Raw genomic sequence first — 309 nt, 5'->3', positions numbered from 1 at the left:
CGGCACGACGATGAAGATCAGCATGCCCCACAGGAAGACGATGCCGACGGCGACCGTGGCAATCGCGCCGAGCTTGGCAAAGACCACGAACAATACGGCCATGCCAAGCAGCGTGCCGATCACCGTCGGCATCAGCTTCCAGTCCGCCAGCCTGCCGCCGATGATGTTGCCGATGGTCATGCCGGCGCCGAAGAGCAGCAGGACCCAGGTGACGGTCGCCGTCGACAGGCCGGAGACGTCGGTCAGATACGGTTTGATGTAGGTGAAAACAGCGAACAGGCTGGCGGAGGCGAGCGAAGCGATCAGCAT

Annotated in this window: 1 pseudogene; it reads right to left on the bottom strand. The window is 62.8% G+C overall.

Annotation, left to right across the window (positions count from 1 at the left end):
• A pseudogene (locus EN852_RS38470) lies at positions 1 to 309 on the bottom strand (MFS transporter); the annotation flags it as partial.

It is taken from the genome of Mesorhizobium sp. M2E.F.Ca.ET.209.01.1.1 (genome assembly GCF_004010375.2).
In the GTDB taxonomy this organism is placed as follows: Bacteria; Pseudomonadota; Alphaproteobacteria; order Rhizobiales; family Rhizobiaceae; genus Mesorhizobium.
The sequence above is the reverse complement of the archived record's forward strand: the minus strand, read 5'-3'. Positions and strand labels throughout refer to the sequence as shown.